Here is a 3,995-nt window from a genome sequence, read left to right as displayed (position 1 = left end):
AAGCTGGAGTAACTGGGTAACCACTCAGATTAAGCCAGTGTTTATTTCGGCCGGGGAGCATCAAGTGCGGTTGCTGGCTATCGGCGATAGTGGCCCGAACGTAGACTGGTTACGGCTATCTCCTACCCGATACTTTACGCCCAACACTGAAACTTCCGCCGCTAGAATAGCTAATACAGAAAAAGCTACATCGGCTGATCCCGAAGTATTGCCTTCGCAGCCGGAGGTTGTCTTTTATCCTAATCCGGTAGTAAATCAAATTCACCTTGCGCTACCTACGGGGCATTCTTCCGGCGAACTTGATGTGCAAATTATGGACGTGAACGGTAGAGAAGTATACCGGAATCGGTGGACAGGAGATACTGAAGACCTATCCACCATTGACGCTACTAGCTGGCAAGAAGGCACGTACTTTTACCGAATCACTACCAATAAACAAACGGTGCGCGGAAAACTGATTAAAAGTTATTAAAGTCGCTTTACATAAGTTTTTACAACGAGTTACCTATTTTTTTATCAACCTACAACATTATGGCAAGCCTAGTAAATCAACCCAATTCATCAAGTTTAAACCCAATGTATCATTTTGCTACCTTCGGGAAAGGTAGTAGATCAAATCAGCAGCGTACGCCCTCGTTTCTTTGGCGAAGTTACGCAATTAGCCTATTAATGATCTTGAGTCAAAGCCTTTGGCTGGCCTCGCCAAGCTACGCTCAGGTTACGTTTGAGAATGCTCTTCCGGCCCTCACCTTTGAGTTTCCGGTTGAAATCCAGAACTCAGGAGTATCGGGCGACGATCGACTGTTTGTGGTGGGACAACGAGGAAATATTCGGGTTGCTGACAATAATGCTTCTATCAGTTCAGCCCAGCAATTCTTAGATATAGAATCGGATGTGTTGTTTAATGTTGGTCAAGAACTGGGGTTACTGGGACTAGCCTTTCACCCTGATTACGAAGCGAACGGCTTCTTTTACGTGTACTACACGCGGGCGGCCGGGAGCACCAGCGAGATTATTATAGAGCGTTTTGAAGTGAGTTCCGGTAATCCGAATCAGGCGAATAAATCGTCTCGCCAGATCGTTTTCAGTGCCGTAAAAAATCAGAACAACAGCAACCACAACGGGGGTAAGATCGCCTTTGGTCCCGATGGTTACTTGTACATCTCGATTGGTGATGGCGGGGGCGGCGGTGATCCGAAAAGAAACGGTCAAAACACGGATACGTACTTCGGTAGCATCCTCCGTTTGGATATTGACCTCAACGGCGACAATCCCGCCGATGCTAATGGGCTAGCCCCGGAAGGCCGCTACGAAGTGCCGTCGAGTAACCCGCTGGTTGGACAAGATGGGCTGGACGAGATTTACGCCTGGGGTATTCGCAATACCTGGAAGATGAGCTTCGACCCGCCTACGGGCCGTCTGTGGGGTGGCGATGTCGGTCAAGGTTCCTTTGAAGAAATCAATCTCATTGAGCCCGGAAACTTTGGTTGGAACCGCTACGAGGGCAACTCAGTATACAACTCCAATGTTCCCGACCCGGAAAACCCTATTTTCCCGGCATTCGCCTACAATCGCTCTAGCGGAGATCGTTCGGTTACGGGGGGCTACGTATACCGAGGCTCACAGGTAACCAGTACCTCACCCAGCATTGCGGGTAAATACATCTTTGGGGACTATGTCAGCGGCAGAGTTTGGGCACTGGATTACAACGCTACTACTCAAGAAGCCACACGAGAATTGTTGTTTAAAGCTAGCAACGGCTCATCGATTAACGTCTCTACCTTTGGATTGGATATCAACGGCGAGATGTACTTTGCGGGCTACGGCTCGTCCGGTTCTATCTACCGTTTAAAAGATGGTTCAACGAGTCAGAACGCAGTAGCGGTAGCCGGAGTGGGCGATTGGAGCAGCGCATTAGGCAGTATTCAGGGAGAAGTAAATGCTATCGTCACTGCCGACGATCAGACTATATATATTGGAGGAAATTTCAGCCAAGTAGGTTCGGGAGTGGCGGCAAACAATGTAGCGAAATGGACTTCATCCGATGGCTGGCAGAGTTTGGGAGCAGGAACCAACGGAGTGGTGAACGCCCTGGCATTAACCACGGATGGATCGTTGTACGTAGGTGGCAGTTTTACCACCGCCGGAAACAACTCGGCTAATAATGTAGCCAAGTACAGCAGTAGTCAAAATTGGGAGGCTCTGAACGGCGGAGTGAGCGGGGCGGTACTGGCGATGACAACTACAGGTAATACGCTCTACGTAGGAGGTACGTTTGTTACGGCCGACGGACAGGAAGCAAACAACGTTGCCCAGTGGAATAACGGTTGGTCTTCGCTGCAAGATAGCAACACTCAGCAGGCGGGCACAAACAACGAGATACGCTCTATGGCGGTAGATGAGGCCGGAAACTTATACGTAGGCGGTAACTTCGGTTCGGCCGGAGGAAACAGTGCTAGCCGGATTGCCCAGTGGAACGGTAGCGAATGGAGTGCGTTGGGTGCGGGAACTAGTGGTTTTGTGCAGTCTATCCTGATCACTGACGACTACATCTACGCCGGAGGAAACTTCGCCATTGCGGGTGGTCAGACGGTAAACCGTATCGCTCGCTGGGATCGATCAGCGTCAGCCTGGGCACCACTGGAGGATGGACTTTCCAATAGTGTGAATACCATGACTACCGATGGCGAGTATATCTACGTAGCGGGTCAATTTAACAATGCCCTGAATACCGGTTCCGAAGATAACATTGTGGTCAATAGCGTAGTCCGGTGGAGCGAAACTAGCGGTTGGCAAGCGTTAGGCGAAGATGCCGACGTGGGCGTAGATAATTACGTGAACACCCTTTACCTAAACGGTTCTAAACTATACGTCGGCGGCCGGTTTGAAGAAGCGGGCAATCTCAATGCTCAAAACCTAGCTACTTGGCTAAGCCCTCAGGACCCGCCGGTGGCATCGGTGGTCTTTGAAGCCGGTAAGATTGATATTCAACAGAGTAGCCGCTCCTACTGGCAGACCGTCAACCTAACCAAGACATTCACTCAACCTATCGTGATTATCAGTCCGCCAACATTCAATGGGAGTCAGCCCACTACTGTGCGGATACGCAACGTTAGCAGCAATTCGTTTGAGGTGCAACTAAATGAATGGGATTATCTAGATGGTTGGCATGTTGAGGAAGAATTAAACTACTTGGTGATAGAAGAGGGCAATCATACCTTCGGTGGACTTCAACTAGAAGCCGGTAGGCTTACAACGGATGAAAATTTTGAAACCCAAAGTTTCGCGCAGAGCTTTTCATCATCGCCCGTGGTACTGGTTCAAACCGCTTCGGATAACGAAGCTTCGGCAGCGGCTCCTCGCCTACAAAATATATCTACTACTGGCTTTGACGCTAAATTCCAGGAAGAAGAAGCCGCTGACGATCTTCGGCCCGACGAAAGCCTGCACTACGTGGCAATAGCTTCTGGTACGGGCAGCGAAGATAACTGGGACATTGAAGCTGCCTCGGGAGGCACATCCTTTACTCACCAGTGGCGAAAGATAGAGTTTCAAGAAAGTTACTCCGGCCCACTATTTTTTGCTGCTATACAAACGTATCAAGGGCGCGATCCGGCAACACTGCGTTACCGCCGGTTGAACTCCAGCAGTGCTGAGGTAAAAGTAGAGGAAGAACAGTCCAGAGATAATGAAGTTAAACACATTAATGAAACGGTTGCTTTCCTAGTATTAAATAACCAAACTGGTAATGCTGCAAATAGCAATGCTTCCCGAACATCGCCTTCTTTGGGAGCCAAAGTCACTTCAGATGCGGAACTTCGGCTATACCCCAATCCGGTAAAGATAGGAGAAAGTGTCACTTTCACTGGTCTGTCTACGGAGCAGGATCGCCTTACCATCTACAACGCTCAAGGGCAGGTTATGTGGAACCAGGAAATGGTGAACCAGCCAAGGTTAGAAACAGCCGATTGGCAGCCAGGATTGTACATTGTCCG

2 protein-coding genes are annotated in these 3,995 nt (G+C 49.6%); both read left to right on the top strand.

From position 1 onward, the window contains the following. The coding region (locus tag WBA23_RS06795; RefSeq protein WP_424581498.1) for a T9SS type A sorting domain-containing protein at positions 1-472 on the top strand (472 nt) is incomplete at its 5' end. Between the two features lie 59 nt (positions 473-531). Continuing rightward, positions 532-3,995, top strand: a 3,464-nt coding sequence (locus WBA23_RS06790; protein ID WP_424581497.1) for a PQQ-dependent sugar dehydrogenase, incomplete at its 3' end; no start/stop codon positions are given.

This window comes from Tunicatimonas sp., from assembly GCF_049647865.1.
Taxonomy (GTDB): Bacteria; Bacteroidota; Bacteroidia; order Cytophagales; family Cyclobacteriaceae; genus Tunicatimonas.
This window is presented reverse-complemented; position numbering and strand designations above follow the sequence as displayed.